This window comes from Flavobacterium sp. H122 (assembly GCF_004959765.1).
In the GTDB taxonomy this organism is placed as follows: domain Bacteria; phylum Bacteroidota; class Bacteroidia; order Flavobacteriales; family Flavobacteriaceae; genus Flavobacterium.
The window spans coordinates 65870-91522 of the sequence record NZ_SJZD01000004.1 but is presented as its reverse complement, the minus strand read 5'-3'; the positions used below and the strand labels follow the sequence as shown (position 1 = coordinate 91522).

General features: G+C 31.3%; 26 protein-coding genes. 11 read left to right on the top strand and 15 right to left on the bottom strand.

From position 1 onward, the window contains the following. Positions 1-30: 30 nt before the first annotated feature. From EZM65_RS07445 to EZM65_RS07405, 9 genes are all read left to right on the top strand, one after another. Complete coding sequence (locus EZM65_RS07445) at positions 31-1866, top strand: type VI secretion system Vgr family protein (RefSeq protein WP_136667928.1); 1836 nt, start codon at positions 31-33, stop codon at positions 1864-1866. Between the two features lies 1 nt (position 1867). Beyond that, positions 1868-3778: a DUF2235 domain-containing protein gene (locus tag EZM65_RS07440; protein ID WP_136667927.1), complete on the top strand. Its 1911-nt coding sequence runs from the start codon at positions 1868-1870 to the stop codon at positions 3776-3778. After that, the gene (locus EZM65_RS07435) at positions 3765-4946 is read left to right on the top strand and encodes a DUF2931 family protein (RefSeq protein ID WP_136667926.1); all 1182 of its coding nucleotides are present in this window, start codon (positions 3765-3767) and stop codon (positions 4944-4946) included. Before EZM65_RS07440 ends, EZM65_RS07435 begins: the two co-directional genes overlap by 14 nt. A gap of 101 nt (positions 4947-5047) precedes the next feature. Continuing rightward, positions 5048-5617 (top strand): hypothetical protein, encoded by a 570-nt coding sequence (locus tag EZM65_RS07430; protein ID WP_136667925.1) that lies wholly within the window; start codon positions 5048-5050, stop codon positions 5615-5617. 172 nt (positions 5618-5789) lie between these two features. Next, a complete protein-coding gene (locus EZM65_RS07425) occupies positions 5790-6176 on the top strand; it encodes a hypothetical protein (RefSeq protein ID WP_136667924.1) in 387 nt (128 codons plus the stop codon). Positions 6177-6179: 3 nt separating this feature from the next. Then, positions 6180-6521, top strand: coding sequence for a hypothetical protein (locus tag EZM65_RS07420; RefSeq protein ID WP_136667923.1), 342 nt, complete (start codon positions 6180-6182; stop codon positions 6519-6521). A 114-nt stretch (positions 6522-6635) separates the two neighbouring features. Then, positions 6636-6875: a hypothetical protein gene (locus EZM65_RS07415; protein ID WP_136667922.1), complete on the top strand. Its 240-nt coding sequence runs from the start codon at positions 6636-6638 to the stop codon at positions 6873-6875. 314 nt (positions 6876-7189) lie between these two features. Then, on the top strand, positions 7190-7474 hold the full coding sequence (locus tag EZM65_RS07410; protein ID WP_136667921.1) for a hypothetical protein: 285 nt from the start codon (positions 7190-7192) through the stop codon (positions 7472-7474). Positions 7475-7484: 10 nt separating this feature from the next. Then, positions 7485-8552, top strand: a complete 1068-nt coding sequence (locus EZM65_RS07405; RefSeq protein ID WP_136667920.1) for a DUF2931 family protein — start codon at positions 7485-7487, stop codon at positions 8550-8552. A 44-nt stretch (positions 8553-8596) separates the two neighbouring features. Here EZM65_RS07405 and EZM65_RS07400 read toward each other — a convergent pair whose 3' ends face one another. Together EZM65_RS07400 and EZM65_RS07395 are read right to left on the bottom strand one after the other, a co-directional pair. Beyond that, positions 8597-9469, bottom strand: coding sequence for a glycerophosphodiester phosphodiesterase (locus tag EZM65_RS07400; protein ID WP_136667919.1), 873 nt, complete (start codon positions 9467-9469; stop codon positions 8597-8599). Continuing rightward, positions 9469-10596: a cysteine desulfurase family protein gene (locus EZM65_RS07395; protein WP_136667918.1), complete on the bottom strand. Its 1128-nt coding sequence runs from the start codon at positions 10594-10596 to the stop codon at positions 9469-9471. The genes EZM65_RS07400 and EZM65_RS07395 overlap by 1 nt, the downstream gene beginning before the upstream one ends. Before the next feature lie 49 nt (positions 10597-10645). On the opposite strand from EZM65_RS07395, the gene EZM65_RS07390 reads away from it, so the two are divergent. Then, the gene (locus EZM65_RS07390) at positions 10646-11140 is read left to right on the top strand and encodes a metallophosphoesterase (protein ID WP_136667917.1); all 495 of its coding nucleotides are present in this window, start codon (positions 10646-10648) and stop codon (positions 11138-11140) included. Here the strand turns inward: EZM65_RS07390 and EZM65_RS07385 are convergent, their stop codons facing one another. From EZM65_RS07385 to EZM65_RS07370, 4 genes are all read right to left on the bottom strand, one after another. Next, entirely contained in the window at positions 11141-12835 is a 1695-nt protein-coding gene (locus EZM65_RS07385) for a sensor histidine kinase (protein ID WP_169051666.1), read from the bottom strand. Positions 12836-12881: 46 nt separating this feature from the next. Next, positions 12882-13166: a hypothetical protein gene (locus EZM65_RS07380; protein WP_136667915.1), complete on the bottom strand. Its 285-nt coding sequence runs from the start codon at positions 13164-13166 to the stop codon at positions 12882-12884. Between the two features lie 30 nt (positions 13167-13196). Next, positions 13197-13862: a response regulator transcription factor gene (locus EZM65_RS07375; protein ID WP_136667914.1), complete on the bottom strand. Its 666-nt coding sequence runs from the start codon at positions 13860-13862 to the stop codon at positions 13197-13199. Between the two features lie 178 nt (positions 13863-14040). Then, positions 14041-14448, bottom strand: a complete 408-nt coding sequence (locus EZM65_RS07370; protein WP_136667913.1) for a DUF4293 domain-containing protein — start codon at positions 14446-14448, stop codon at positions 14041-14043. Between the two features lie 178 nt (positions 14449-14626). Here EZM65_RS07370 and rho point away from each other — a divergent pair, with 178 nt between their 5' ends. Then, the gene (gene rho / locus EZM65_RS07365; protein ID WP_136667912.1) at positions 14627-16342 is read left to right on the top strand and encodes a transcription termination factor Rho; all 1716 of its coding nucleotides are present in this window, start codon (positions 14627-14629) and stop codon (positions 16340-16342) included. Positions 16343-16382: 40 nt separating this feature from the next. On the opposite strand, the gene EZM65_RS07360 is transcribed toward rho, so the two are convergent. From EZM65_RS07360 to EZM65_RS07320, 9 genes are all read right to left on the bottom strand, one after another. After that, positions 16383-17816: a glycosyltransferase gene (locus EZM65_RS07360; RefSeq protein ID WP_136667911.1), complete on the bottom strand. Its 1434-nt coding sequence runs from the start codon at positions 17814-17816 to the stop codon at positions 16383-16385. Between the two features lie 2 nt (positions 17817-17818). After that, positions 17819-18640, bottom strand: coding sequence for a hypothetical protein (locus EZM65_RS07355; protein ID WP_136667910.1), 822 nt, complete (start codon positions 18638-18640; stop codon positions 17819-17821). Between the two features lie 11 nt (positions 18641-18651). Further along, a complete protein-coding gene (locus EZM65_RS07350) occupies positions 18652-19875 on the bottom strand; it encodes a YaiO family outer membrane beta-barrel protein (RefSeq protein WP_136667909.1) in 1224 nt (407 codons plus the stop codon). After that, positions 19875-20240 carry a response regulator transcription factor gene (locus tag EZM65_RS07345; RefSeq protein WP_136667908.1) on the bottom strand — a complete coding sequence of 122 codons (366 nt, stop codon included), beginning with the start codon at positions 20238-20240 and terminating at the stop codon, positions 19875-19877. The genes EZM65_RS07350 and EZM65_RS07345 overlap by 1 nt, the downstream gene beginning before the upstream one ends. 3 nt (positions 20241-20243) lie before the next feature. Continuing rightward, positions 20244-22700 carry an ATP-binding protein gene (locus EZM65_RS07340; protein WP_136667907.1) on the bottom strand — a complete coding sequence of 819 codons (2457 nt, stop codon included), beginning with the start codon at positions 22698-22700 and terminating at the stop codon, positions 20244-20246. 25 nt (positions 22701-22725) lie between these two features. Then, on the bottom strand, positions 22726-23484 hold the full coding sequence (gene yaaA / locus EZM65_RS07335) for a peroxide stress protein YaaA (protein ID WP_136667906.1): 759 nt from the start codon (positions 23482-23484) through the stop codon (positions 22726-22728). Positions 23485-23558: 74 nt separating this feature from the next. Then, on the bottom strand, positions 23559-24008 hold the full coding sequence (locus EZM65_RS07330) for a hypothetical protein (RefSeq protein ID WP_136667905.1): 450 nt from the start codon (positions 24006-24008) through the stop codon (positions 23559-23561). A 65-nt stretch (positions 24009-24073) separates the two neighbouring features. Next, positions 24074-24478 carry a response regulator gene (locus tag EZM65_RS07325; protein WP_136667904.1) on the bottom strand — a complete coding sequence of 135 codons (405 nt, stop codon included), beginning with the start codon at positions 24476-24478 and terminating at the stop codon, positions 24074-24076. After that, a complete protein-coding gene (locus EZM65_RS07320) occupies positions 24468-25592 on the bottom strand; it encodes a PAS domain-containing sensor histidine kinase (protein WP_169051665.1) in 1125 nt (374 codons plus the stop codon). The genes EZM65_RS07325 and EZM65_RS07320 overlap by 11 nt, the downstream gene beginning before the upstream one ends. Positions 25593-25653: the final 61 nt, after the last annotated feature.

Below are 25653 nucleotides of genomic sequence, written 5' to 3'. Positions count from 1 at the left end.
AATCCAAATAAACATAAATATTAAGGTACTATGAGCACTATCAACAGTATAATGAATAAAATCACCGATGCCATGCAGGAAAAGGTGAGCATTCAAATAGGCAGTTACAGCGGACAAATCGTGTATTATAATTTAATGATAAGTCAAGGTCTTTTAGGACATCATACATTCAGCTTTACCTGGCGGATTGGTGATGTGGTAATGGACTTTAAAAATCAAGCCGATTTTATAAAGCAGTACATGGGCGCGAAAGTAATTGTGACCTTGAAGGATAGTGCTAAAGGACAAAACGTTTATTTTAAGGGGATTATCACACAAATGGAAGTGCTGAATAATGACGGCGCTTCAAAAGGTTTTCAAATTGTTGGGGAAAGTCCAACAGTACTATTGGACGAAATAAAACAAAGTGAAACCTATTTTTCGAGACCAATAGAAGAAATTGTGAAGAAAATCGACAATTCAATGCCTAAGGGAATCCTTACAGGCATGAATGTCCGTACTAGATTTGCAAAGAATTGTGACTATATCGTTCAGTATAACGAAACTGATTTCCAGTTTTTGCAAAGATTAGCGACACAGTATGGTGAATGGATGTATTATGATGGTGATTATCTGCAGTTTGGAGAAATTAAAACCACAAAAGCCGTTTTGAACAACGGGGTTAATCTGCACAATTTTAAAATTACAAGCCGTTTAAGACCTCAAAAAGTGTCTTACAAGGGATACGATTATAATTATGCCTCTGAGATTGGTGCAAAAAATCTGGAGCCTCAGAACAATACCCAAAGTTACATTGCCCAAAATGCCCAGCAGGCCTCATCGAATGTGTATGACAGAAACAACGTGAATCACGCTTTTGTCAGTAATGCACATGATGCTCAGGATATAACACGCGTACAGGAATTAATCCAGCAGGGTAAAGAAGCTAATGTACTGACATATTCAGGTTTAAGCACAATACCTTTACAGATAGGTGGTACGGTAACAATTGCAAAAGACACTATCGAGAGTGATTTTATTGCTACCGGAGTACATCATTATTCAAAAGGTTTCGGACATTATGAATGTCAGTTTGATGCCATACCCAGAGATGTGAAAGTACCGCCATATACGAATCCGTTAGCTTATCCCAAAGCCGAAACACAAAGTGCAATTGTGACTGATAACAACGATCCTTCAGGAATGGGACGCGTGCGGGTAAAATTTTTCTGGGGTTATGAAAGTGACTGGACACGATTGGTTACACCGCATGCTGGTTCAGGGAAAGGTTTTTATTTCATTCCGGAAATAGGAGAAGAAGTGTTTGTTTCCTTTGAAGGCGGCAATCCGGAAAAACCATTCATCATTGGCACACAGTATAACGGACAGGAAATTTCAGGATATAATACATCAGGTAATGACCAAAAGGTTATTCACACACGCTCAGGCACGAAAATGATTTTCAACGATGCACAAGGAAGTATCTTCATAGAAGACCCAAGCGGTAATACATGGTTGATGGATGGACAGGGAAATATTAACGTGAATGCTCCGAATGATATGAATATCACTGTGGGTAAAAATCTAAATATAAATGTTGGAAGTAACATGACTACTTCTGTCGGGGTTAATATGACTGAAACAGTGGGAGTTGATAAAGCAACTACCGTAGGTATGATGGCTAATACTTTCGTTGGCGGAAATAGTATGTTAAATGTTACCGGTAATTTAACGGAATTTATTCAGGGTAATTTGGAGTCACATTCAGTTCAAAATGTTATTTTAAATGGAAATAAAGAAGTAATGATATCTTCCGCAGCTGAAATTACAAAGCATTCTCAAAAAGAAATAATACACAATAGTTCAAATCCTAATACTTTGTATTAAAATGAAATATAGAAATGTTGGAGGGAAAACACAATTAACTTCTGATGGAAAAATTACATTTTACTCAGAAGGTAATATAGTATCAAATGGGAAAAAAGTTTCTCAAAAAGGGGATGAAAAGGGAGTTAAAATAGGAACCAACCCTGAAAAAGTGAAAATTGAAACTCTGGATGACGATTCAGTGAATCTTTATGTAGGTATGTTTTTTGACGGAACAGGTAATAATATGATGAATTCAGATTCTGTTTATTATTCCAAATTAATTAATGGAATGATTAAATCTGATGACATTCCACAAGAATCAAAACAAAAAGTAAGAGTAAATCAAGAAGGGCAAATAATTGAAAAGACAATAGATATTTCTGATAGAGATAGTTATTGGAACCCATATTCGAATGTTGCTAAACTCTTTCAGTTATATAAGGAAGAGAAAGTAGAAAAAATGAGCATTGAATTGGGAGGAAATTATTTAATTCTTAAACAATATGTTGAAGGTATTGGAACAAAACAAGGTGAACCAGATGATATTATGGGTTCTGGTTTAGGTAGAGGAGAATGGGGAATTTTAGGAAGAGTACAGGAGGGTATTGAAAAAGTTGTTGAAGAACAAATAGTAAAAAGTATAAAAGGAAAAAAAGTTAAAAAAATTGTTTTTGATGTTTTTGGATTTAGTCGTGGAGCGGCAGCGGCTAGACACTTTTGTAATGAGGTAAAGCAAGCTCCCAAGATCCAAGCTAAAAGGATTCGAGATCCTTATGATTCTAAAGGAATTATACTATCCCCAACAGAAACTGAAGTAGTTAAACATGCAGGTGGTTATTTAGGAAAAATGCTTCAAAAGAAAAAAGTATTTCCTGCTGAGCAAACTTACAATATTGAAATTCGTTTTCTTGGTGTTTTTGATACTGTTGTTTCAGATATGGTAGTTAAAGATAATCTCGGATATAAAGCCTCAGTAGTTCTAGGTGTTGTTCCTGCGATTGTTCAACTTAGTTTGGATAAAATTAAGACTAATATTTCTGGGTTAGGAATTAAAAATATATTTCATATAGTAGCACAAGATGAATGGAGAAAAAATTTTGCTTTAACACCTGCTGAAGCGGGCTATACAATTAGTTTATTAGGAGCACATTCAGATATAGGAGGAGGTTATGCACAATTAGATAAAAATGAAGCTGTGGTTGATTACTTTGATTTAAAAGTAAATGATAAACAAACTATGGTTAACAAGGAGAAAGTAAGACAATTTTATATAAATAATTATTTTAGTAAAGAAAATCAAATACAATTTGTAAACACATATGATCATTATATCCAAACTGTTTATTTAGGTAAATTGCACGGTGTTTATCCAATATATGGGAAAAAAGAGGTGAAAACTGCGCCAGATTTCTATCACGATAATAAAGCACCTCAAATTTACGATCCAAATGTTGGTCCACTTATCATGGATAAAGATTCAGATCATTTTGTAATAAAAGATACCAGAAATATAAGTAATAAATATAGCTTAGTACCAATGAATTTAATGCTTGAAAAAGCAATTGAAGATAAAGTGCCATTTTATGAAAATTATTTATCAGCAATAAAGGGAGGAAATGATGTTAAACATACTGAAGAATATGATTTTTTTAAAGAAACAATTCTACCAGAATATTTAGATATTATGAAAAAAGTAGTTAAAGAACAAAAAGGAGGTACTTATATTCTTCCTAATGATATGTATGCTGCTCTACGTAATAAGTATGTTCATTTATCAGCTAATTATGGAGGTCTAAAAAATGATTTTTTAGATATAAAGACAGGAGATCACCATTATTTGAGTGGCGTAGGTTTTGTCAACCAACCCGTATCTTATTCTATAGAAGAAGATTCAATTGCTTATAAAAGGGAGATTTATGCTAACAAATAGAATAGTTTTTTTATTTACATTATTGGGATTAGTTGCAAGCTGTCAGCCAAAGGAAAAATTTGATTGGGAAGTAGGTCTTTCTGCACCGAAGTATTATTCAAGTTCTCCAAAAGTTCAATTTTTTTACAAAGATAAAATTATTCATGGAGCTTCAACAAATATAGGAATTCAACCTGGCTGGGGAGAAACTTCCGGAGGATATGCCAGTGGTAAAGATCCTGATGAAGTGCCAGATAGTCTTCACGTAGAATGGCTTTGCGGTAGTGATCGATTTTATTATAAAGGGGATTTTAAATTACCAAGGAAAAGGATGCTCAAATTGTTTCAAAACCCGGTGAAAGACGAATATAATGAGGACAGAGCATACACTTTAATTGTAGTAGGCACAGCTCCGGGAGGTAATGTAACTGTTTGGATGCAAGCCGGGTCAACTCAAACAGAAATTGGTAAATTTAAGGCTCAAAATAAAGGTATATGGAAAGAAAGTGATCATCATTATAATTCAATTTTAGATGAGGCACATGCAAGTAAAGAATTTATAAATGGGGAATATAATGTTTTTCATTATCTTCATGGCATTCCTTACTCTGTGTGGGGAAAAAATGAAAAAAAATATGATTATGATACTGGTTTTATGAGTCAAGATAATAACGCAAAAGGGTTGATAGTAACTTTTTTCAATAAAGATGGTAGTTGGCATCAATCATTTATTAATCCTAAAACGGATATGTCAACAGAGGTGTTTTCTTGGAATAATATTGAGTATATTGAAAATAATAACAATTTAAAAAAAAGGAAATTACCTGTTCAAATATATATGCAGTTTGAATTAAAAAATGAAAAAAAAATATTAGACGCTCAAATAATAATGCCTCAAAATTTTGAAAAATTAATAAGTGAGGCTTATAGAGATAGTATCTCTGGAAAAAAAGAATTCTATAACCGAATACTCATAGGTGTTTATAATGGGAATAAAGAAGGGACAGTATGGCTTACAGGGAAAAATAAAAAAATGAAATTGCTGAATTTTATTTTGTACAATACTAATGATGAAAAAAACAAAGAGAATATACGTTATTCATTACCACAAGATTTTAAATTTCCGAAATGGCAAGGCAGAGAAAAGTTAATAGCACCTGATAAAGAAATTTTTTGGAAAGAAAATTAAAAAAAGCTTCATAGAAAAGATGGTATAATACAAAATGTGTAAGTTAAAAAGTTATTCTGAAAATTTAGCTCCAATCGATGATATATGAATAAAAAATTTCTATGAGTCATTTTAATGCTAAGGATTCCGTTTATTTTGGAAAAATCTTCGAAGAGAAATTAGTCAATATCTCCGTTTTGACTGCAAAAGAAGTACCCTATGACTGGAAGAAATTAAAAATCAGTAAATCACATCTTTATTATAATCCTGAAATTCCCGAAAAAGATAATGTAAAGGGTATAGATAATTTTAAGGACTATACAAATTTGGTTATAAAAAGATACAAATGGTCATTAAGTGTAAACTTACCTGAAGGGAAAAATATCGAAAAAATCAGTCTTAATTATTTCAATAATGAAGATACAAATATTGAAGTAAACGCAAATACGTTTAAACTAAAGGCAGAGGACAGTATAATACCGGATGAAATCAGAGTCGATTATGGTGCCGGAAGTAGAAATTTTGATTATTCATTTGATGGTTTTGAAATTTTGACAGCTTTTAAAAAGTTGGATGCCATCAGTAATTCTGAGGCTATTAAATTGATTTGTGATATAAAAAATAAAAATTCAAGCCATTGTTTCCTAAAAAAAGGAAACGTAACAATTCCGTTAAAGGATATTTACAAATAATGTTCTAAATACGGCTATTTAAAAATAGTCCGGAATTTATTGATAGCATCGTTAATAATTCTATCAGATTTGTATTAAAAGAGGCATTTGAAATATATAAAATCAAACAGATTTAAAATTGAATGAATGAGCACGTTTAAAAAAAATAAGGCCTGAAGAAGTAACTCTAGATATGGTTGTAAAGCATATTGCTTTAGATTGGTATGATGATGGTACAAATATTTACGGAAAAGTTCATAAAATTGAATTCTATGTAAAGGAGAGTGAGGCTAAAAAAATGATTTTGTGGTGGGAAGAAAGATACAGACATCTTAAAGTTTATAGTGTTTTCCCATGGACAGTTGAGCAATGTACAACTACTGTTAAATCAGCTATTCAAGAAGCTTTTTCTTTTAAAATAATTGGCAATAATATAAATTATATATCGGATGATACACAAAAGCCGTCTGGTTTATTGAGTGAACTTACTAAATTCATAAGCACATCTAAAGTACACTTCGGGGAGAAAGCCAAAATTACAATTTTAAAACAAGAAGATATTAACTGGCCTAATCCTTAAGTTATGAAAAAAATTTTATTTATTATGGGAATACTTTCAATTTTTGGTTGCAATCGGTATGAAAAGATTTATAGCGACAGTATTAAGTTTAATAAATTAGAATCATCAGCAAAAATTAATGCTACTGAAGCAGTAAGCATCTATGAATCTACTTTTGTTAAAAATTTTAAGATTGAAAAAAAAGAAGATTATAATTTAAATCATGATAGAGTTATATATATCCAAAATGGGTATTATTTTATCGGTTATGTAAGTAAATATGATAAAAGAGGAAAGAAAGATGGTTTTTTGTATTTTTTGGCTAAAATTAATTCAGAGACAGGTATAATTGCTGTAGTTAAGTAGTTGTTGTTAATTGAATTGCAAAAAAATCTCTAGTACTTCAAAGCAACATTTTTGTGAACCTGCTAAAAATATAATAAACAAGGTAAGTATTGATTACTCTCAATTAATGTTTTTATGAAAAAAGTTGTGATTTTATCAGTTATATTAGGTTTGTTATGTTGTAATTCCAAAGAAGACTATTTGAAAAAACACGATGTTGTTTTGTGTTATACTTTTAATAATAATGAAAAATTAACTGAAGAAGCTTTAGATTTTGAAAAACAATCTAAAATAAAAATTAAAGATGCCAGTAATATTTATACTGATTTTTTGATTGAAAAAACGAGATTACAAAAGAAGATTCTTCTAAATTAATCTACCCCAAATTAATTATTGATGGTAATTATGTTTATTCGTTTAATAATTTAAAAACATTAGATATTGCAGTTTTTGGAGTATGGATAAATTCAGTAAGTGGGGAAATAACTCATAATGATACTAAATTATGGTTAAATGAAAGGGATATTGTTGAATTTTACAAGAAATGAGTTATAATTATTATTAAGATTTCAAAATATTTATTTTTAGTATATAAATTCATTAATACTCTTAAAGTACACTTTTGTAAGCTCCCCTAAAAAAAGTACAGTTTGAAAATAAGCACTATTGCTTTGTAAACAGTTAAATTAATGAAAGGTAACTCAAGTTTTTTTATAACAGTATTACTCCTTTTTCTAAATGGATTTGCAATGCAGTCATATTTGGATTACATCGAAATAGATGAGTTAGAACTCTGCCTGACCACACCATTTATAATCACCATTTTATCGCTTTTTATATGGCTGGTCAGTAAAAGAGACTCTCTATATAAGAAAGAAGCTTTCAGGTTATTGATGATTTGTGCTGTTGGGTCTGGCTTATGGACAGCAATTGTGATGTATTTTATGGCATTAGGTGGCGGTTTTAATCATTAATGACAATAACATGATTTTTAAAGACAGAACTCATTGGATTAATTTTTTTCTTCTGCTAACTTTTGTGTTTCTTCTCTCGGCATTAAAATATGAGAAAATAAAAAATAGGGAGTCTGAAAAGTTTGATTGGGATTTTTATGTGTTTTCAAACATTTCATCACCCTCAAAAACTGTGTCGGATATTGATAATTTCAAAGAAAATAAATCTAAACATACAGTTCAGATTATATCTGCAGAATTACGGAACACTTTTAATAATTTTAGTCAGTATTTAGACAAGAATTATGAAAACGAAATCATTAACAATAATTATCAGTTTTCTTCTGATAGGGCATTAGATATTAAAGAACTTTTGGCGAATACCATTAAAATGCAATACTATTCATTTGATGAAAATAAGTTTTATCAGCTGAATGGTAGTTTGCCCTATGAAAAAATACTAAAGACAGCCCTTGAAATGTCGTCTGATGAGTATTTATCTGATTTTAACTTTGCAGTTAATATTCTGCCAAAAGGTAGGGTTGTTGTTTATTTTGGAAAAATCTTCGATGAAAAAATAGTAAACATCTCAGTTTTGACTGCAAAAGAAATACCCTATGACTGGAAGAAATTAAAAATCAGTAAATCACATCTTTATGATAATCCTGAAAATCCCGAAAAAGATAATGTAAAAGGTATAGATAATTTTCAGGACTATATAAATTTAGTTATGAAAAAATACAAATGGTCATTAATTGTAAACTTATCTGAAGGGAAAAATATCGAAAAAATCAGCCTTAATTATTTCAATAATGAAGATACAAATATTGAAGTAAACGCAAATATGTTTAAACTAAAGGCAGAGGACAGAATGATACCGGATGAGATCAGAGTGGATTATGGTGCAGGCAGTAGATATTTTGATTATTCATTTGACGGTTTTGAAATTTTGACAGCTTTTAAAAAGTTGGATGCCATCAGTAATTCTGAGGCTATTAAATTGATTTGTGATATAAAAAATAAAAATTCAAGCCATTGTTTCCTAAAAAAAGGAAACGTAACAATTCCGTTAAGAGATATTTATGAATCAAATAATTAATTTTTTCAAGTTATCTTAATAAGAATACTATATTTAACTATGATTTAATTATTTAACTCAAAATATCGATTAGGATAATCCGAAATTAACCCGTCAACACCGTAATTAATAACTTTATTCATGTCTTCCGGTTTATTCACTGTCCATGGAATAACTTTGATTCCTTTTTTGTGCAATGATTTCACTTTTTTTGCATCAAGCAGTATAAATTCTGGGCTGTAGACATTCGGTTTAAAACCTAATAGTTTTAAGTTTTTTTCAATGGACATTTTGTTTTCTACTAATAAAACAGTCTTAAATTCAGGATGTTTTTGATGTAAATATTGTAATGTTCTTACGTCAAATGATTGAATATAAACTCTTTCAGATATATTTTTTGAATTTATAACGCCAACAAGCAATTCTACAAATTCTTCTGTTAACGGATGGTATACACCATCACCTTTTGGATCTGATTTGGTTTCTATATTGTATTGTAATTTTCTGCCGGGATAATTTTTTTGAATATAATTTTCAGCAAAATCAATAACTTCACTTAAAAGTGGTTTATACGTTCTAAGTTTTTGTTGTTCCGAAAATCTTGGATGAATTTTGCTTCCGCAGTCACATTCTTTTATATCATTGTAATTCATTTGATATAAATTATAAGAATGTTCATTAGAAGATGTTATTTCGTTATTATTTTTATCCAGACAGATTTCATGCGATAAAAAAGGTTCATGAGAAAGTAAAACTTGTTTGTCTTTACTTATTACGACATCCATTTCTAAGGTTGTTACTCCTAAATCGATTGCTTTTTTCATTGCTTCGATTGTATTTTCAGGCAGTAAGCCACGGCAGCCACGGTGTCCCTGAATATCAAAATTTTGAGCTTGGCTTACTAACGGCAGGAGCAGGGCGAATAAAAATTTTCTCATTATATTTTTTTTAGAGCTTGAAGTAAAGAATCCACATCATCTGTTGTGTTGTAATGCGAAAAAGAAATCCGCATATTTGGCTTCATTAAATATTCTTTGTCGATAAAGGCTTCAAGTACATGTGATGGTTTTGAACTTCCTGACTGACAGGCACTTCCTCTTGAGATAGCTATTCCATTCATATCCATTAGAAACACAATCATACCCGATTTATTATCATCAAATGGAAAAATTACATTAATAATGTTATACTGTGTTTCCTCCGGGGTTCCGGCAAAAATGCATTCTGGAAATTCTATTTGTAATTTTTCAACAAGATAGTTTTTTAGTTCCTGGATGTGTTTTTTTTCATCCTCTAAGTTATCCAGTGAAATTTCTAAAGCTCTAGCCATTCCAGCTATATTGTGAACACTTTCGGTTCCGGCACGTAATCCTTTTTCCTGTTCACCACCAAAAATAATAGGCTGGAGCACAATGTTTTTTCTTATGAAAGCAATTCCAATGCCTTTCGGACCATGAAATTTATGGGCACTGGCTACTAAAAAATCAATTGACAATTGGCTTAAGTCTATTTTTGATTTTCCAACTCCCTGAACGGCATCTGTATGAAAATAAGCATTATTGCTTTTACATAATTCGGCAACTTTTTCAAGTTGTAAGACAGTACCAATTTCATTGTTGACGTGCATTAATGAAACCAGTGTTTTTTTGTCTTGGTTTAATAGATCTTCTAAATCATCATAATTTATTGTGCCTGATTTTGTGATTGAAACATAATCAACGTCAATATTATATTCTTTCTGAAGAATTTCAACAGTATGCAATACTGCATGATGCTCAATTTTTGATGTAATGATCCTTTTTACACCTAAATTTTGAATACTGGAACGGAGAATAAAATTATTGGCTTCAGTAGCGCAAGAAGTAAAAACAATTTCCTGTGCATTGCAATTAAGATTTTTAGCGATACTTTTTCGTGCTAATTCTATTACGTTTTTTGCTTCTCTTCCAAAATTATGGGATGAAGAAGGATTTCCAAAATTTTCACTCAACACTTTTGTCATTTCAGTGATGACTTCCGGACGCAATTGCGTTGTAGAGGCGTTGTCTAAATAAACTTGTTTCATATAGTTCAAATTTAGCAATTTTATATCTTTGAATGCAAAATGTTTGAAATTGAAAAAAATTCTCCTTTTATCAGATACCCATGGTCATATTGACGAAGTAATTTTGAAGCATGTTTCATGGGCGGATGAAGTATGGCATGCCGGTGATATTGGCAATCTTGAAGTAACTGACACGATTAAGAAAATTAAGCTTTTAAAAGCTGTTTTTGGCAATATTGATGGGGCAGAAGCTAGATTGGAATTTCCTTTGCATAACCGATTTATGTGTGAAGAAGTTGATGTATGGATTACGCACATTGGAGGTTATCCCGGAAAATATAATCAGGATATCAGGGAAGAGATTAAAAAAAATCCACCTAAATTATTTATTTGCGGACATTCACATATTCTTAAAGTGCAATTTGACAAAACACTTAATTTGCTCCATATGAATCCCGGTGCGGCAGGGAAAAGTGGTTTTCATCAGGTAAGAACTATGCTAAGGTTTGTAATAGAGGGTGATAAGATAAAAGATCTTGAAATAGTTGAGTTAGGTAAAAAGTAGTTACGAGTGGGGAAGTTCAATAGTAATTTTAGTTCCGGCATTTTCTTCGGAATCAATTATTAAATTTCCTTTCATATTTTTAACACGGGCTTTTATCTGAGTTAATCCAAAACCTAACTGCGTTTCTTTGGTATTAAAACCTTTACCATTATCCTGTACAAAAATCACGAGTCTCTTTCTGTTATCTTCATGAAGGTTTAAATAGACTTCAGTTGCTTTAGAATGTTTGATAGCATTGTTGAATAGTTCTGAAACTATATAATATATTTTAATCTCAAAATCGTGTTTGAATTTTTTTGTATTTGGCAATTCAGATGAAAAAAAGAATTTGATGATTGAATTGGAATGATTTTCACATAAATCTCTCAATGCAAACTGAAGCCCGAATTTAACTAACAAAGGCGGTACCAGTTCATGTGATAAATCCCTTACTTTATCATGTGCCTGTTTGAGCAAAGAGCGTGTTTTTTTTAAATCTTCTCTTTGTTCTTCATTTAAAGAACTCTCAAAAGCTGAAAGATGCAGTCCGACAGATGATAATGTGGCACTTACACTATCATGTAATATCTCTGATATTTTTACACGTTCCTGCTCCTGACCATCAATAGTGGCACTGATTATTTTTCCTTGCAGGTCACTATTTATATCCTTAAGCTTATTATACTGTTTAAGTCTTAGGTTTTGGTAAAAGAAATAGGAAATACCACCCAGCAGTATAAACAAAGCTGCCATTAAATAAATGATTTTTTGGTTTCTTTTTTGCTTGTATAGAATGGCTTGGGTTTTATTTTTAAATTCTTCTTCTGCTTTTTCAACCTGATACTTGGTTTCGATTTCCTGAGTGCTTTGCTCCAGTCGGCCACTCATAATTTCATCATAAATTTCTAAATATTTATTGTTATAAAACATGGCATTTTTGTAATCACCAATCATTTCATATGAATAGGAGAGGTTCAATAATGAACTAGCTTTAACGTTTATAAATTCACCGTCTTTGAAATCTTTTAATGATTCTTTATAGAGTTTAATGGCTTCTTTGTATTTTTTGACATAAATAAGATAAGCACCATAATTGCTTGTTTCTGTTACAAGAAATTTTCGTAAGTTGTATTTTCTTGCTAGTTCAATTGCTTTTTCTATGTGAAATTTAGCTTTTATGAAATCTTTTTTTTCAGTGTAGACATATAATGCATTATCATGATAAGTGATAATGTCAGATACATTTTTTGATTTAGAGGATAATTCAGCATGTTTTTTGTAATAAAAATCCAAGCTATCAGAATCAATTTGTTTGTGATACCTAAAAAAAGCCTGATAAACTTCAATTAGTTTTTCAATATCATTACTTTTTAATGCAATTTTTTTTGAAGTATACAAATACTTTTTGGCATTACTAAAATTTAATGATGAAATATATAAATTTGCTAATTTTCGATTATAATTTAATATATGGTTTGTTAAATTATATTTGTCAGCAATTTTAGAATATTCGAGTAATGTTTTTATGGCATTTTCTCTATCATTCAAATCTTCAAATAATTGGGCACGTTGATGCATGATTGAGCAATAGCCATCATATTTTTTTAAATCTAGAAGATAATTGGATTTTTTCTTCGTGTAAGAAAGTGCTTTTAATGGTTTTTTTATGCTAATATAATAACTAATAGAATCTGTTTTTACTTGATTTTTTGTCAAGCAAAAACAGAAATTGTTAAACATTAAAAATATTATATACCAGCTTTTATTCATTACTGGTAATGTTGGGTTTTTTTATAGTGGAATCAGTTAGGTATTGTTCAAATTTAGTGCTCATTACATTATTTATAATGTTTGCATTGAAGTTATGATTTTTATATGTTGTTGAGGGAGTAGATTCTCCAGGGTTTAAATAGATTTTAACAACATAGCTATTATTGACAGTTGAAATTTCAAAATAACAATTTTCGGGGTATTGAAATGTAATAGTAAACTGAGTTGAGTTTAATTTGGTGGCAGAATAGTTGCCAATCATAGGAAAGTTTGCCATAGTTTTTGGATTTAGTGTTATAATAAGGGTTTAATTTATTTGTAAAAGATTGTTTTTTGTAGCAAACATAACCAGCCCTACAGTTGATTTTACATTTAATTTTTTCATTAGATTTTTTCGGTGGGTTTCAACTGTGTTGGGGCTTATTTTTAGAATTTCACTAATATCTTTTCCGCTTTTTTCCTCACAGATATAGTTTAATATTTCCAGTTCTCTATCAGTAATGCTGGCAATCATTTCCTCTGTGGAAAGTGAAGTACTTTGTTTTGTATCGGTAAGCAATTCGAAAATTTTGTCTTTTACCGCTTCGGAAAAATACTGTTGGCCAAGAACAACTGTATTGATAGCATCCATGATATGTTCGCCGGCACATTGTTTTGTCAAATAACCGCTGGCACCTAATTTTATAACTTCCTGAATAAGTTTGGGATCGTCATAACTTGATAAAACAATTACTTTACATGTAAATCCTTTTTCATTAAACTCTCGTAATACCTGAATACCGTCTTTTTCAGGCATATTTATATCCATTACCAATATATGAGCATCATTGCGGGCAACTCTTTCAACAAGGTTTTCGCCGTTTAGAGAAAAGCCTACAACTTCGTAATTTGGATTTGTTTTCAAAACGGCTAACATTCCGTCAATTAGAACTTGATGATCGTCGGCAAGGTGAATTTTAATTTTGGTTTCCATATCTTCAGCATTAAAATTCAAATGTAGAATATTTAATTTTTACATCAAATACACTAAAATAGTGATTTTTATATCACCAAATTTAGTGAGGAAAATTAAGAAATCTTCAAAAAATGAATAAAAAAATCCCGAGCTGTTAACTCGGGATTCGTCGCACTAATAAACTAAGATGATAGGTTTACCGTAATCGATCCACAGATTTTACGAGATCTTCGTCCTTCTTGATGGCTCTGTTGGCTAAAACCAACAGTAAGATAGTTGCAATAGGAAGAAACATCCCAATACCCTTCTCCGGAGCGTTTGCTCCTCCAGATATGCTTAGTGTACGATACACAAATAATCCTAGTAAAATTAAGTTTAATATTATGTTCAATCTGTTTAACACAAATTGATTTTGTCTTTTTTTAAACGATAAAAGGCTCAGCACAGCTAAAGATGTACTTAAACCGAAAAATACTGTATAAAGAATGTTTGTCATAAAGTAAACTTCTTTATTGTTTTCATTCCATAAAGGGAATACAAACGGCAGTACTGCCATTACAACAAAAGCCAAGGCTAAATATATACTTTGTATTCTTTGAATCATCTTTTCAGCATTGAGGCACAAAAATATATTTTCTTTTTTTAAAAAACTATTGTTTCATCAATAAAAATTTGTAATATTGCATAAACAATCCGTAAGCACTTCATACTTCGGAACATAAGTTTCAAGAAAAATCACAACACATTTTTAAATCCCAATTATTTTAATCTAACATCACTTTATGTTTGATATTTCTGTTTTAAAAGAAATGAAGCTCAATGAGCTGCAGGAAATTGCTAAAGCGGCTAAAATTAAAAATTTTAAGACCCTTAAGAAAGAGGAATTAGTTTATCAGATTCTTGATTTTCAAGCAGCAAATCCAGAAAAAATAGCTTCTGAAGCAAATAGTACAATAGATGCTCCCAAGCCTAAGAGAGCAAGAATAACTAAAGAAGCTGAAGCAGTTGAATCTGCTCAAGCAGCTCCAAAAATTGAAAATGTTCAACAGGCAATGGCTTTTGTTGAAAATGAAAATACTCAGGAAAAGAAGGTAAAACCAGTTAAAGAAGTTCCTGTTAAAGAAGTTAAGGAGCAGACAAATAAGCCTGTAAAAAATCAAAAAAATCCTAAGTTTCAAAAAAACAAAAAAGAGGATGTTCCAGTAGTTGATGAACCTAAAAACACTACCGAAACTGTTTCAGAAATAAGCCAGGAAGTATCAACAGTTCCATCTAACGAAGAAATTACGACTCCCCAGGAAGCTGAAACTCCTCAGCAAAACAACAATAACCGAAATAACAAGTTTAAGAAAACTACAAATTTCCGCGAACCGGATTATGAGTTTGAAGGAATTATAGAAAGTGAAGGTGTACTTGAAATGATGCCTGACGGATATGGTTTCTTGCGTTCTTCCGATTATAATTATTTGGCTTCTCCGGATGATATTTATCTGTCAACTTCACAAATTCGTTTGTTTGGACTGAAGACGGGAGATACAGTAAAAGGTGTTGTCCGTCCGCCAAAAGAAGGTGAGAAATACTTTCCATTGGTTAAGGTTTTAAAAATTAACGGACATGATCCTCAAGTGGTTCGCGACCGTGTTTCTTTTGATCACTTAACACCGGTTTTTCCAACGGAAAAATTCAAGTTGGCTGAAAAAGGAAGTTCAATATCTACACGTATCATCGATTTGTTTTCGCCAATTGGTAAAGGACAGCGGGGTATGATTGTAGCACAGCCTAAAACGGGTAAAACCATGTTGTTGAAGGATATTGCAAATGCTATTGCAGCGAACCATCCAGAGGTTTATTTGTTGGTTTTACTAATTGATGAACGTCCGGAAGAGGTTACAGATATGCAGCGCAGTGTGCGTGGGGAAGTGGTAGCGTCTACTTTTGACAGAGAGCCACAGGAACACGTAAAAATTGCCAATATAGTTTTAGAAAAAGCTAAACGTTTGGTGGAATGTGGTCATGATGTGGTTATCTTATTAGACTCAATTACACGTTTGGCAAGAGCTTACAATACGGTACAACCGGCATCAGGAAAGGTTTTGAGTGGTGGAGTTGATGCAAATGCGTTACAAAAACCCAAACGTTTCTTTGGAGCGGCACGTAATGTGGAAAATGGTGGTTCATTAAGTATTATTGCTACTGCATTGACAGAAACAGGTTCTAAAATGGACGAAGTTATCTTTGAAGAGTTCAAAGGAACAGGTAATATGGAGCTTCAATTGGATCGTAAAATTGCCAATCGCCGTATTTTCCCTTCAGTTGATTTGACATCGTCAAGTACGCGTCGTGATGATTTATTATTAGACGAAAAAACAATCCAGCGTATGTGGATTATGCGTAAATATCTGGCGGATATGAATCCTGTGGAAGCGATGGAATTCATTAATGACCGATTCAAGAAAACCAGAAATAATGAAGAATTCCTTATTTCAATGAATGATTAAATTATATAAAAAATCCTGAAGCTTAACTTCAGGATTTTTTTTAACCTGCAGGTTTGCTAAAACCTTTTCGGGTCATTTCTCCCCAGCCTTTATTTCCTTTTATTTTTTCCCAATTGCCTCTTATGGCTGCATAAATGGTAAATGGATGAAATATAATGGGTTCAAGAAAAGCAATAAAAACAAGCTTTCGTAAGTCTTTAAACTCGGTATATCGCCTGAAAGTGGCTTCTTCAGTATAGATAGCCAGCATTGAAAACATTACCGCAAAAGTATAAACAAGCAAAAAGAGCAAGGTAAAGAATTTCCAGCTTACTATTCCTAAACAGATAAACAAAACGGTTATCATTAGTCCCAAACATTCAATTATTGGTGCCAGATATTCATAAAGTAACCAATAAGGATAGCTTACTAAACCTATCATTTTATATTTAGGATTTAGAAACATTTTTTTGTGAATCCATAGGGTTTCCATGGTTCCCCGTGTCCATCGGCTTCTTTGTTTTCGTAGTATTTCGTAGCTTTCAGGAGCTTCGGTCCAACACAATGGATCCGGAATGTATTGTACGGAATAATCCAACTTATTGTCAATCATGTACCGACGCATTCTGATTACGAGTTCCATATCTTCTCCAACAGTTTTCGTATTATATCCGCCGGCTTTTATGACAATATCCCGGTCAAACATACCAAAAGCACCACTAATTAACAAAAGACCATCAAGTTTTGCCCAAGCCATTCTTCCTAAAAGAAATGCTCTTAAATATTCCAATACCTGAATTCGTGCTACCCAATTATCAGGAGCGTTTACTTTAATCAGTTTACCGGATTTAATCACACAAGAATTAGCAATTCTAACCACTCCACCTGTTGCAATAATTCTTTTTTCTGGTTCTTCTAAAAATGGTTTTGCTAATTTTAACAAAACATCTTTGTCCATAATACAATCTACATCAATGCAAACTATATAAGGCATTTTAGATATATTAATTCCTGTGTTTAAGGCATCGGCTTTTCCGCCGTTAAATTTGTCAACTACAACAAGTTTTGAGAAAGAAGGGTTTTTAGATTTATAAATTGCTTTTACTTCTTTGGTTGGAATTTGTCCATTATAATTTTTTTCAACTTCAACAAGTTCAAATGCTTCAATGAGAATTGGAATTGAAGCATCTTTGCTTCCATCATTTACAACAATTACTTCAAAATTATTATAGTTGATGGAAAGCAGTGAGTTTACATTTTCTTTAATTGTCATTCCTTCGTTATAAGCTGGCGCTATTAACGATACCGAAGGTGCATCAGGCAAGGCTATCAGTGCATTATAATTTACAAATCGATTTTGTTTATGATATGATTTTAGTGCAAAAGCAGATATAAGTGCCAAAACCACATAGGAAAACATAACCGAAACGGCGAAACCTAGAATAAGATAATTGAAAATTTGAATTCCCGTATCTAACCAATTATTGCCTGTCATGATTAAAAATGTATGTGTTGCAATCGCAGTAAAATTACATGAAGTTTTACTTTTGATTCAGTTAGTTTATTATTTGATATTGTTTGTTCTAACAATGGGGTATATTGTCGTAATTGAAAATATTCTATAAGTCTTGCTCCTAATAAAACAATGGTTTCATTTTTACTTTTTAACAATGCTTCAATGTTATCAGGGATGGTCATCTGATTTCTTTTTACGACAAACAAAATATTACTCTGAGTCCAATCGTCAAGATAAATTTTACTATCTTTTAATTGTATCAATTGGTCAAGTCCCTTTAATAAAATGACTCCTATAAAAGCTTCTTTCTGAACAATTTCTTTAGAATGATTTAGTTTTTCATAAATTTTATCAAAAGAAGGTTGATAATTTAAGTTGGATAAATCCCTGATACTTTCCACAATTTTTGCCCAATTTAAAGAGTCGATTTTTTTTAATGAATAGTTGACCAAATCACTTTTAATGTAAAATTCCTCTAACTTTTTTTTCAATTCACCGCTATAATTTCTATGCAATGCATTTATAGATTTGATGCTTATTTTTTTAATCAGTTTAGTTGGAATGACTTCAGCTTTGAAATAATCTGAAGCACTTTCTACAGTTGTGTTTTCATCAAATAGTATTTTGAATAATATTTCATCTACTATTTTATGATAGCTGGTTTTAAGTTCTGTTTTTTTAATTTTTTTATAACGGCTTATAAAAGTGATAGCAAAGAAAATTACAAAAGCCAAAACAAATAAGGTAATCAGTGTTATCAGCAATTGTACCTGAAAATTATAATGATGTTGTTCTGTTATCAATTTTCTAAAATTTAAAAACGTTTGCTTAAAATTAATTGGCCTGTAATTCTGTTTCTGTATTCAGTTGGAATAAATTCTTCTCTTTCATACATTACGATGGGTTGTATAAAAAAGTCTTTCTTAATTCTGAATTTAGAATTTAAACCTATTCTGTATGCATTTAATCGCTGAAAGCTGTCATTGTTCAAAAAGAAATAAGGTAATGTACCATATTGTAAATCCAATTGGATGTAAGATTCGGTTGCTTCAAAATTCTTCCTAAAATTTAAAATACTGGATGAAAACCAATTATCGTTTGAATTAGACAAATAATGTCTGTATTCTATTTTCCAATCATAAACTGCAACTCCTAAATGTCCTGTAAGAAGCAAAACATTATTATCTTGATTAAAGCCCAAATAGCGGGCTCCAAGCGAAGTGCTAATTTTTTTGAAATCCTGATAATACTCGGCGCCAAATTTATATTTAGGGAAGATATTTTCATTACCTGAAATACCAGTGTTAAGATAGAAATAGCCTTTAGATTTCAGTTTTATATAAGCATCTAATTCTCCTAGAAGATTTTTTCTGTCTGAAGAGGTTCCATAATTGATTCGTCCTATTAAAGTGGTCGTTTTTACTTTTCTGGAATATTCAAGATGAGTGATGTTGAGCGGAGCAGGAGAGTTGTCATAATTTGTATATAAATTACCAATTGCGATACTGTTCTTCTTTTTTTTCTCTATCTGCGTTTGTAAATAATCAGCATCTTTTTTTAATTGTGATGTGCTGGGAATAGACTCTAATTCTGAAACAGCCTCAGTATTGTTATTTAATTTTTCCAGAGCCATTGCTTTCTGAAATTTGTAAAAGTCTTCAGATTCAGGGAATTTTTGTTTTCCTTGATCAGCAAGTTCAACCACCGAATTATATTCAGAAAGTCTGGACTTTATCTTGATCATCAAATCATAAGCCTCTTTTTGTAGAGGATTTGCCTTTAAAATAGGAGCAACCATTTTTTCAGCTTCCTGATTTTGATTTGACCAATGATACAAATAGCCTAAATACAATGAATAGTCATTGTTTTGAGGATAATTGGCATGCAATGATTTTACTAATTCGATAGATTCTTCAAATTTATTCGCTACAGCCAGTTTATGAGCTTTATCAAAAACAGCATCAGGAGTCTCCTGACCCTGCATTATTGAAGAAAAAAGAAGGAAAGCTAAAGCGAAAATTTTTTTGATCTGAAGCATTAAGCAGAGGTTAGTTTTTCGATTCGTTTTAATAATACAGATGGGCTGAATGGTTTTGCCACAAATTCATCGGCTCCCAGATTAAAAACTTCCAATTCGGTATTTTCTACGCTGGAAGATGTTAATACAATGATTTGTGTTTTATTGTCCGGAATTTGTTTACAGGCATGAATAACTTGCTTCCCACCTGCAAAAGGTAAATTCAAATCGGTAATGATAACATCGATTGTATTGTGTTCATTTTGGATGTATTCAATAGCATCAATTCCGTTATCAAATTCTATCACTTCAAAATTTTTTGAGTTAAGAAAAAAGGCTAATGATTTTCGAAGCATATCTTCATCTTCAATCAGTACAATTTTCATATTTTATAGTAGGTTTAGTATGTTTTCTATTTCGTTTATTAAATTTTTGTGTTGAATTTCCAATTTATCTAAAGCAACACAAATAGTTTTTACGTTTTCATTATTTGTTTCTTTGATTGCTTCCTCTTCAATCGTATCTAAAAATTGAGTATCCGCTCCAACAACCCCAAAAGATGATTTTAGCTTATGAGCAATTTTTTTTACAGCTTTTAAATTATTTTGTTTGAATTCCTGTTGGATTAAAATTAGATTTTCACTCGCCTGTTTAACAAAAAGGAGCAACATTTCTTTTAAAAAAGTTTTATCATCACCGCACATTTCTTTCAAATATTCTAGAGAAATAAGATCGTCATTTGTTTTTTCTTTTTCAACCGAATAATCTTTCGGTGAGATTGTCTCGTGTAAAGTCCAATGATTAATCTTGGAAAATAACTCATTTTTTTGAAATGGTTTTGAAATGCTGTCGTTCATGCCTACAGCAACACATCTTTCTTTTTCTTTTATTGTAGAATATGCAGTTATTGCAATGATAGGAGTATCAAGTTTTAAATTAGTTCTGATTAATTGTGTGGTTTCATAGCCGTCTAATTCAGGCATTTGAATATCCATTAAAATCAGATCATAGGAATTTTGGCTCAATAATTCAATTCCTTTTTTCCCATTTTCAGCAATATCCAGCTTATGATTGGTTTTCATAAAAATAGATTTCATCAGATTCTGATTCATTTCATTATCCTCACACATCAGAATTTTAACAGAATCTTTTATTGTCTCACTCGTTTTTGAATTTTGCTTAGTTGAAGAAACATTTGTAGCCAATTCAAAAGGAAGGGTGAAAGTAAAAGTCGTCCCGATATTTAATTCGCTTTGTACCGTAATTGTTCCTTTTTGCTTTTCAACCAATTGTTTGGAAATATTAAGCCCTAAACCGGTTCCTCCATATTTTTTTGACGTACTTTCTTCCGCTTGTGAAAATCTTTCAAAAATGGTTTTTAATTTATCCGGGGCTATTCCAATTCCACTATCGATAATATCAAATTTTAGATAGCTTTTATCATTTAAAGTAACCTTTAAGTTTACTGATCCTTTTGGTGTAAATTTTATGGCATTATTAAGCAGATTTATCAAAATTTGGGACAATCTGTTTTTATCACCAATTATATATTCAGGCACATTATCTGCAATTGAATAAGTAAAATTTAAACCTTTATGCTTAGCCGAAATTTCAAGTATTGAAAAAGTGTTTTTTATCGCATCATGTAAATTGAAAGGATTTTGGTCAATTTGAAAAAGACCAGCCTCAATTTTAGATAAATCCAATATGTCGTTGATTAAAAACAATAAATTATCGCCTGCCGTTTTAACCGATTTGAGATAATTTAATTTTTTTTCATCTCTTTCTTCATCTAAAAGTAAATCGGTAAAACCAAGAACAGCGTTTATAGGTGTTCTTATTTCATGACTCATATTGGCGATGAAATGATCCTTCTGTATATTTAATTCATCGGCAAGTGATTTTGCCTTTTCCAATGCTTGCTGAGCATTAATTTCGGTGGTAATATTTTGTGCAATTTTAGTCACTTTGACCACCTCGTTATTTGTATTTAAAATAGGACTATACGATGCCTGAATCCAAATTACGGAGCCATCTTTATGTTTACGTTTGAATCTTCCCGACTTAAATTTACCTTTATTCAGAGATTCCCAAAACAGATAGTTGGTTTTTATTTCCTTTTCATTTAAAAGAATTTCATGTTTTTGACCTAACAGCTCTTTTCTGTCATACCCTGTGATTTCCAGAAAAGTATCATTAACTGATTCAATAATTCCTTTAGGAGAAAATTCGATCACAGCATTAGACTTTTCAATGGCTTTGAAAAGGGTGTTGTAAGCTGCTTCGGTTGTTTTTATGGATTCTTTGGCTTCTTCTATTTTCTGTTCTAAAATACCTTTCACTTCCTGAGTGAGTGCTTTGTTTTGCTTGGAAACATTCAACAAATGCATCACCTGGTTGGCAATAATTTTCAGAGCTGTTTTTTGCTCTTCTGACAGCGTTTTGGATACGTCGTCAAAAGTACAAATTGTACCTATAGTATGTCCGTTATCAGAAATTAATGGAACACCAATGTAAAATTTAACCCCGCTGTCTTTTTGAATATGAGGGTTGCTGAGAATTCTTTGATCTTTAGTCATATCCGGCATTTCCAGTATGTCACCATCAGCTATAACATACTGACAAGCAGTTTGGTCATAAGAAATTTCACTTATTGGAATGCCTTTTTTTGCTTTGTACCATTGCCTTTTATCATCAATAAACGAAATGATTGCAGCTGGTGTATTACATATTATAGATACTAATTCGGCCAGATTATTAAAACTTTCTTCCTCCGGGGTATCTAAAATATTGTAAGATATAAGTGCTTTAAGTCGTTCTATGTCGTTTCTATAACCTTTTTTCATTGTTTCCCAAGACGCTCAGCAGATTTTACCTCGTAAAAACCAATGTGTTTCCTTTTGATAAATTTGCATCGAAAGCATAGCCTTCGTAATTAAACCCTTTTAATTCTTCCAGAGTTTCCACATCACGATCAATAATATAACGCACCATCATTCCTCTTGCTTTTTTAGCAAAAAACGAAATCATTTTTAGTTTTCCGTCTTTGTAATCTTTAAATTCAGGTGTAATTACAGGGACTTTTAAAGTCTTAGTATCAATAGCTGAAAAATATTCGTTACTCGCTAAATTGATGAAAAGCTCGTTTTTTTTCAATTCCTTATTTAAAGCATTAGTAAGCGTTTCTTTCCAGTAAGCATATAGATTTTTAGCTTCTCCTATGGGTAAACTTGTTCCCATTTCCAATCGGTACGGCTGCATTAAGTCGAGTGGTTTTAAAATTCCGTACTGACCTGAAAGAATCCGAAGTCTGTTTTGTAAAATATCCAATTTTTCTTCAGGAATAGAGTAGGCGTCAAGTCCCTGATACACGTCTCCGTTGAAAGCGTAAACCGCTGGGCGGGCATTTTCAGGTGTAAAAGGTGTTTTGAATTTTTTATTGCGCTGCCAGTTCAATTCTCCTAAAGCATCTGATATATCCATTAACTCAGACAGATCTTTTGGCTTTAAAGTTTTTAAAACCTTTACAATTTCTTTCGTGTTTTTAAGGTAAACAGGTTTTGTGAATTTGTCTGTAGGTAATGCCTTTTCGAAATCCAGAGATTTGGCTGGAGAAATTACGATTTTCATGTTTTTTAGTTTACAGCAAAAATATAAAAACTAAAAATAGGGAATAATTGTTTAGTAATAAATATTGCTTATAGTTACATTGGTTTTCTGGGAACTTCTTTAGTGGAAATCGCTGAGACTTTATTTTCAGAGTTTATAGTAATTTTTAATTCCCTTTTGAAATATTTTTTTTCGTAATCAATGTCATACCTGAAAACATACTCTTTTGTAGTTTTGATATAAGTGATGTCAAGGAGTTTTATAAAATTGAATTTTCCGTTTCTCTGTCTGATTTTTAAACAGGTAGCAGTCACTTTTTCAGGAGTTGCATTTGCAATTACTTTCTCTGTTGCTTCTTCTTTATTGAAAGATTTGAATTTTGAGGTATTACAGGCATCAAGTAATCTTGTTCCTAAATCAAAAGCCCTGTTTTTTTTAATGGCTTCAACTTTGCTTGAATCCACTATGACAGAAGTATTTTCTGGCTTTTTGCTTTTACATGAAATAATTAATAATAACAGGGGTAATATTATTCTGATTTTCATTTTTTAGAAATACTTTTACCTAAAACGCATTTTGGAGTAGTATTAGTATTTTGAAATGAAAATAGTTAGTTTACTTTTTTTATAATTTTTAGAAATGCTTCTTTGGTTATAGGTTTTACAATAAAATCAGTTACACTGACAATTGATTTTGATTTTTGTATATCAATGGGATCTATAGAAGAGGAAACAATATATATAGGGATTTTTTTAGCTAGTTTTGTTTGAATTGCTGTAAAGTTTTTTAAAAAGCTCCAACCATCCATGACTGGCATAAATAAATCAAGAAGTATAATGTCTGGTAATTTTTTTTTATCTAAGCTGTTTGTTTCAAGATAATTAATAGCGTCAAGACCGTTTGAAAATAATTCAATGCCTTTTATGAGATGAGTATCTGAAATAACTCTTTGCGTTAAATATTGATAAATTTTATCATCATCAATTACACATATATTTTTTATCTTATTCTTCATTTTTTGTTCTATAGAGTTTAATGGTAAAAACACTGCCTTGATTTGGATAACTATTTACATTAATACTACCTCCTAAAGATTCCACTTGGATTTTAGTAATGAATAACCCAAAACCTTTAGCTTTAGGATGATTGTGGAATGTTTTATGAAGTTTAAAGACATCTTTTTTATATTTTTCCAGATCGATTCCAAGGCCGTTGTCTTCGATATCAATGCAAAACCAATCATTATTTTTGTAACTTTTAAGATGTATTTTAGGCTTTCTTTCTGGAGAACAATATTTTATAGCGTTGTCTAATAGATTTATGAGAATATTTTTCAGATATTTTTTTGAATAAAAAATTGAATTAAATTCACTAAAATCATAGCTAATAGAAGCGTTAGTATGATTGATTTTTTTATTGAGTAAAAGTATGAGTCGTGTTGTTATTTTCTCCAAATCAATTTTTTCTTTTTTAATGGTGGAGTCCATTTTTATTTGAGTTGCCTGAACCAATTCTTCAAAAGTGGATTGAAGCGATTTGATAATTGGCCTCTGCATTTCAAAATAATTGAATTTTTCTTCCAAAGAATGATTTTCGGCAAGTAATTCACCTATTAAAAAAAGATTGCTTAAAGGTGCTCTGAGATTATGGGAAATAATCTGGCAAAATTCTTCCAGCTGTTTTTTCTGATTTACGATCTGAGACAGCATTTCGTTTCTTTCATCAAGTTTTTTCTTGAGTTCAAACTCAGCTCTCTTTAATTTTGTTATGTCGGATGAGAGGATAAGAATACCTTCGGGAACGGCTTGAATACTCAATTCAAACCATCCTTTAGAACCATCAGGAAAATCAAATTCGGAGAGTACATCAGAAGGTGTTCTTTCATACATGCATTTTTGCAATGATTTAAACATTATTGTTTTTTCGATGCCTGGATATTTTTCCATCATGGTATTACCTAAAAGTTCTTCTTGTGTTGAAAGACCCTGTACGGTAATAGATTTATTTACGTAGTAATATCTCCAGTCAAAATCAATAACCTGCACGCCTTCAATCATGTTGTCGAAAACAGCATATTTGAGACGCTCTAAATCAATTTTCTCTTTTGCGAAATATGGTATTTTTTTCACGTTTGTCATAATAGAATGAATAGTCATTGTCAAACAGAAATATTTCTCAGAATAAAATCAG

Excerpts from the sequence above, each read along its gene's own strand:
- EZM65_RS07410 (WP_136667921.1), top strand. The coding sequence starts at position 7,190 with ATGAAAGGTAACTCAAGTTTTTTTATAACAGTATTACTCCTTTTTCTA.
- EZM65_RS07345 (WP_136667908.1), bottom strand. The coding sequence starts at position 20,240 with ATGAAAATTGTACTGATTGAAGATGAAGATATGCTTCGAAAATCATTA.
- EZM65_RS07370 (WP_136667913.1), bottom strand. The coding sequence starts at position 14,448 with ATGATTCAAAGAATACAAAGTATATATTTAGCCTTGGCTTTTGTTGTA.
- EZM65_RS07350 (WP_136667909.1), bottom strand. The coding sequence starts at position 19,875 with ATGCTTCAGATCAAAAAAATTTTCGCTTTAGCTTTCCTTCTTTTTTCT.
- EZM65_RS07435 (WP_136667926.1), top strand. The coding sequence starts at position 3,765 with ATGCTAACAAATAGAATAGTTTTTTTATTTACATTATTGGGATTAGTT.
- EZM65_RS07380 (WP_136667915.1), bottom strand. The coding sequence starts at position 13,166 with ATGGCAAACTTTCCTATGATTGGCAACTATTCTGCCACCAAATTAAAC.
- EZM65_RS07425 (WP_136667924.1), top strand. The coding sequence starts at position 5,790 with ATGGTTGTAAAGCATATTGCTTTAGATTGGTATGATGATGGTACAAAT.
- EZM65_RS07430 (WP_136667925.1), top strand. The coding sequence starts at position 5,048 with ATGAGTCATTTTAATGCTAAGGATTCCGTTTATTTTGGAAAAATCTTC.
- EZM65_RS07400 (WP_136667919.1), bottom strand. The coding sequence starts at position 9,469 with ATGAGAAAATTTTTATTCGCCCTGCTCCTGCCGTTAGTAAGCCAAGCT.
- EZM65_RS07340 (WP_136667907.1), bottom strand. The coding sequence starts at position 22,700 with ATGAAAAAAGGTTATAGAAACGACATAGAACGACTTAAAGCACTTATA.
- EZM65_RS07360 (WP_136667911.1), bottom strand. The coding sequence starts at position 17,816 with ATGACAGGCAATAATTGGTTAGATACGGGAATTCAAATTTTCAATTAT.
- rho (WP_136667912.1), top strand. The coding sequence starts at position 14,627 with ATGTTTGATATTTCTGTTTTAAAAGAAATGAAGCTCAATGAGCTGCAG.
- EZM65_RS07440 (WP_136667927.1), top strand. The coding sequence starts at position 1,868 with ATGAAATATAGAAATGTTGGAGGGAAAACACAATTAACTTCTGATGGA.
- EZM65_RS07375 (WP_136667914.1), bottom strand. The coding sequence starts at position 13,862 with ATGGAAACCAAAATTAAAATTCACCTTGCCGACGATCATCAAGTTCTA.
- EZM65_RS07415 (WP_136667922.1), top strand. The coding sequence starts at position 6,636 with ATGAAAAAAGTTGTGATTTTATCAGTTATATTAGGTTTGTTATGTTGT.
- EZM65_RS07405 (WP_136667920.1), top strand. The coding sequence starts at position 7,485 with ATGATTTTTAAAGACAGAACTCATTGGATTAATTTTTTTCTTCTGCTA.
- EZM65_RS07325 (WP_136667904.1), bottom strand. The coding sequence starts at position 24,478 with ATGAAGAATAAGATAAAAAATATATGTGTAATTGATGATGATAAAATT.
- EZM65_RS07420 (WP_136667923.1), top strand. The coding sequence starts at position 6,180 with ATGAAAAAAATTTTATTTATTATGGGAATACTTTCAATTTTTGGTTGC.
- yaaA (WP_136667906.1), bottom strand. The coding sequence starts at position 23,484 with ATGAAAATCGTAATTTCTCCAGCCAAATCTCTGGATTTCGAAAAGGCA.
- EZM65_RS07395 (WP_136667918.1), bottom strand. The coding sequence starts at position 10,596 with ATGAAACAAGTTTATTTAGACAACGCCTCTACAACGCAATTGCGTCCG.
- EZM65_RS07445 (WP_136667928.1), top strand. The coding sequence starts at position 31 with ATGAGCACTATCAACAGTATAATGAATAAAATCACCGATGCCATGCAG.
- EZM65_RS07330 (WP_136667905.1), bottom strand. The coding sequence starts at position 24,008 with ATGAAAATCAGAATAATATTACCCCTGTTATTATTAATTATTTCATGT.